The sequence below is a fragment of the Oleiphilus sp. HI0061 genome (assembly GCF_001635675.1).
This window is the reverse complement of sequence record NZ_LWFE01001035.1, coordinates 1-3988: the sequence shown is the minus strand read 5'-3', so window position 1 is coordinate 3988 and position 3988 is coordinate 1. Positions and strand designations below refer to the sequence as shown.

3 protein-coding genes are annotated in these 3988 nt (G+C 46.1%); 1 reads left to right on the top strand and 2 read right to left on the bottom strand.

Annotated elements, in window-relative coordinates; genetic code table 11:
* Positions 1-392, top strand: a 392-nt coding sequence (gene pdxH / locus A3735_RS13155; protein ID WP_068638151.1) for a pyridoxamine 5'-phosphate oxidase, incomplete at its 5' end; no start/stop codon positions are given.
* Positions 393-472: 80 nt separating this feature from the next.
* Here pdxH and A3735_RS13150 read toward each other — a convergent pair.
* Positions 473-1441: a hypothetical protein gene (locus A3735_RS13150; RefSeq protein WP_068512378.1), complete on the bottom strand. Its 969-nt coding sequence runs from the start codon at positions 1439-1441 to the stop codon at positions 473-475.
* Positions 1442-1543: 102 nt separating this feature from the next.
* Positions 1544-3703, bottom strand: a complete 2160-nt coding sequence (gene uvrD, locus A3735_RS13145) for a DNA helicase II (protein WP_068515938.1) — start codon at positions 3701-3703, stop codon at positions 1544-1546.
* Positions 3704-3988: the final 285 nt, after the last annotated feature.

Sequence of the window (3988 nt, the reverse complement as noted above, 5' to 3'; positions counted from 1 at the left end):
CTCAGCAGATTAAAGCCTACCCTCAAGTAGCGATGTTGTTCCCCTGGTTACCACTGAACCGTCAGGTGAAGGTGGAAGGACGTTGTGAAAAGATATCCAGTGCCGCTTCCTTGAAATATTTTGCAACCAGGCCGCGTGGCAGTCAGATTGGTGCTTGGTGTAGTGATCAGAGCGAAGTGATCGAGTCTCGTTCTTTTCTAGAACAAAAGTATCGTGAAGCGGCAGAGAAATTTAAATCCGGTTCGATTCCTTTACCTTCGTCATGGGGCGGCTATCGCATAGTGCCGGCTCGAATCGAATTTTGGCAAGGACGTGAAAATCGACTTCATGATCGTTTCCAATATACGCGTTTGCATGATGATAGTTGGTCGATCGAAAGGCTAGCGCCGTAGGCCGAGGGTGCTAACCAGCCAGCGAGCCGTGGAAGGGTCTGCCTACAGATAAGGCAGACCCTTTTTTAGAGATAGAATCTTTATTTTTGAGGTGCTTCAGGTGCTTTAATGGCTTCGGTAAAAGCATTCAATTTTTGTTGGGCTTCAGTTAACTGACGCTGAGCCTGATCAAGTTCCTCTTGGGCCGTTTGTAAGCTCTGGCTCTTTTCTTTGAGTTGGCTGTCTTTTTCATTCAGTGCTTGCTCGAGCTTCATTCTTTGAGTTTGTTGTTCACTCAGCGAATCTTCATGCTTGGCTAAGAGTTCTTGTTTTGTTGCGAGTTCGCCTTTTACGTTTTCAAGGTGATCTTCCTGATAATCAACCAGTGCCTCGATAATATCGATGGTTAAGTATTTATCTTCTAACTGGTTTTTGAGTTCACTGAGTTGTTGTGCAAGGTTATCAGCTGACTCCACTAGGGATGCTTTCTCCGAGGCGCTAGTTTCCTGGTCGCCTTTAAGTAGCTGTATTTCTCTTCGAAGTTGGTCGGTGCTTTGTTTTAGCTCCAACAGCATACCTTTGGTTTTATCCAGTTCAGTTTTTTTACTGGCTAAGGCAGTGGTTTGGGTAAGCACCTCATCCTGAGTCAAACTGAGAATATTTGCGAGTTTATCAATATTCTTTGAGGCGGAGGCTATTTGGTTGTAGTGAAGCTGCTTCTTGGCAAGTTGCTCGTAGGCAAAATAGCCGCCAATAATACAAGCGATAAGCATAATCGGCAGAATAATCATCGCGGGTTGGCGGCGAGACTCAGCTGCCTGCTGTGCCGTGTTAAATGCTTCTCTCTCATGTTGGAGAAGTGTATTGTCTTCTTTAAGTTTACGTTCGCGTTTTATTAGGTCTTGAGTTTTTAACTGGTTAGCGCGCTCTTTTTTGGCAACGCTATCTTGGTGCGCTTTAATGCGTTCTTCAGTTTTCTGCTGCTGGGTCGCTTGGCGGTTTAGTGCATCTTCTTTTAGTTGAAGTGCACGAGATTTTTGTTCTAGTTGTAACTCTTCTGGCGACGCCATGTGATCAAAGGTCCTATTAAATAATACTGGAAACTCTTTAATAGTAGCTGATAAATAGCGTTTTGCTTACTATGCACAAGTTCCAGTCACCACCAAAAAAGGCTAGACGGCTTCAAGCTTTGCATAAGATAGAACTAGCCACTTACTGCCAGCTTCTGGGAAGTTAACTTGAATACGTGCATGGGCACCTTGGCCTTCATAATTGAGTACAGTGCCTTCACCAAACTTGCCATGCCGAACAACTTGACCTAGTTGGAATTGCGAATCGCCAACTTGCATATCGCTGCTTGAAGATTGGCTGAAGGAGACCGGTGTAGAAACACTATTTTTTATGCGAACTTCTTGTATTAGCCCTGGTGGTATCTCTCGTACAAAACGAGACATGGGGTTGAACTTCTCTTGGCCATACAGGCGTCGTGACTCGGCATAGGTGAGCACTAGCTTCTCCATTGCGCGAGTGACTCCGACATAACAGAGTCGGCGTTCTTCTTCTAACCTTCCAGGCTCTTCCATTGACATCTGGTGCGGGAATAGACCTTCTTCCATCCCTGCCAGAATCACGAAAGGGAACTCCAGGCCTTTTGCAGAGTGAAGCGTCATTAGTTGCACGCAGTCCTGATGTTCTTCGGCTTGTTGCTCGCCTGCATCCAAGGCTGCCTGGGCAATAAAGCTAGCTAATGGGCTTAGCTCGTCATCTTCAGCTTCGAAATCTTTGGTTGCCGATAAAAGCTCATTGAGGTTTTCAATGCGGGCCTGGCCTTTTTCACCCTTTTCTTTCGCATGAAACTCTTTAAGCTGCGATTGCCCGATAGCTCTTTCGGTGAGTTGGAATAAGTTTAGCTCGTCTTGTTCTGCACTAAGTTCATCTATCATATCGATAAAGGCATTCAGAGAGCCATTGGCCTTGCCTTTAATCAGGCCTAGCTGCAAACGTTCGACGCAGGCCTGCCAGAGAGACACTCCCTGATCTCGAGCGTGTTCACGAATATCGCTAAGGGTCTTATTGCCAACACCACGAGTTGGTACGTTTACCACTCGTTCGAAGGCGGCATCATCGTGTCGATAATAAACCAAACGTAAGTAGGCGAGGGCATTACGAATCTCTTGACGATCGTAGAAGCGTAGGCCGCCATAAATTCGATAAGGGACAGCCTGGCGAATTAAAAATTCTTCAATGACACGCGACTGTGCATTGGAGCGGTAGAGAATAGCGCATTGTGAACGTAGCTGGCCTTGGTTCACCCAAGCATTGATGCGGTCAGCAATATAGTTGCCTTCGTCTTGTTCGTTGAACGCGGCATAAAGGTCTATCGGTTCACCTTCACTGCCATCAGTCCATAGCTCTTTTCCTAAACGTCCGCTATTGTTTGAGATCAAAGCATTGGCCGCGTTCAGGATAGTGCAGGTCGATCGATAGTTTTGTTCCAGCTTAATAACTAAAGGCTGGGCAAAGTCGTTTTGGAACTGTTGAATGTTCTCTATCTTCGCGCCACGCCAGCCGTATATAGATTGGTCATCATCGCCCACTACCATAATGGGGATTCGGTTGCCTGCGAGTACGCGAAGCCAGGCATATTGAATGGTGTTAGTATCTTGAAATTCGTCGACCAGAATATAGCGAAAGCGATCTTGATAATGAGCAAGCAGGGCTGGGTTGTTCAGCCATATTTCATGAGAGCGAAGTAAGAGCTCACCGAAGTCGACCATGCCGGACTGTTGGCATTGCTCTTCATAACGTTGGTAGAGCGTTGCCATTACTTGATCGAACTGGGAATGAGTCGGCGGTAAATAAGCGGCGCGAACGCCTTCATCTTTTTTACTGTTGATAAAAGACTGAACTTGCTTAGGCGGCCATCGCGACTCATCGATGTTCATTTCACGCATGATTCGCTTTACGATCCGAAGCTGGTCGTCGGAGTCGAGGATCTGGAAGTTATCCGGAAGATTTGCTTCTTTGGAATGTGCGCGCAGAAAACGGTGAGCAATGCCATGGAAAGTACCAAACCAAAGGTTTCGTGCAGGCAGGTCCAACAATTGCTCGATACGGCCCCTCATTTCCTTGGCAGCTTTGTTAGTGAAGGTCACTGCCATAATTGAAGAAGGGCTTAAGCGTTCAATTTCCATCAACCAGGCAATTCGGTGTACCAATACTCGGGTTTTGCCACTTCCGGCTCCAGCAAGAACCAATAAGTTTTGCATAGGTGCAGCAACAGCACTGCGTTGTGCGTCATTCAAACCGTCAAGAATATGGGATACGTCCATGGGGGTATTTTTACCGAGAACTAATGATTATATGAAAATATTGCTGCTCATCTTACAGCAGCTATGTAAGAGATCAAGATGTGTTGGCTTGCTAAATGTAGGACGAAAAAAAGGGCCTCAAAGGCCCTTTGATATCCGCTGAACTCACGGAAACTTTGACTGCTAGAAAAGAAAGTAGATATATAAACCAATGTGGCTACCGTCAGAATCAGGGCCTGAGTCTACTGAGCTACCATTGTACTTTGTTACTTCGTAGTTTATATCGACGTACCTTAAAGCAATGAC

Excerpts from the sequence above, each read along its gene's own strand:
- A3735_RS13150 (WP_068512378.1), bottom strand. The coding sequence starts at position 1,441 with ATGGCGTCGCCAGAAGAGTTACAACTAGAACAAAAATCTCGTGCACTT.
- uvrD (WP_068515938.1), bottom strand. The coding sequence starts at position 3,703 with ATGGACGTATCCCATATTCTTGACGGTTTGAATGACGCACAACGCAGT.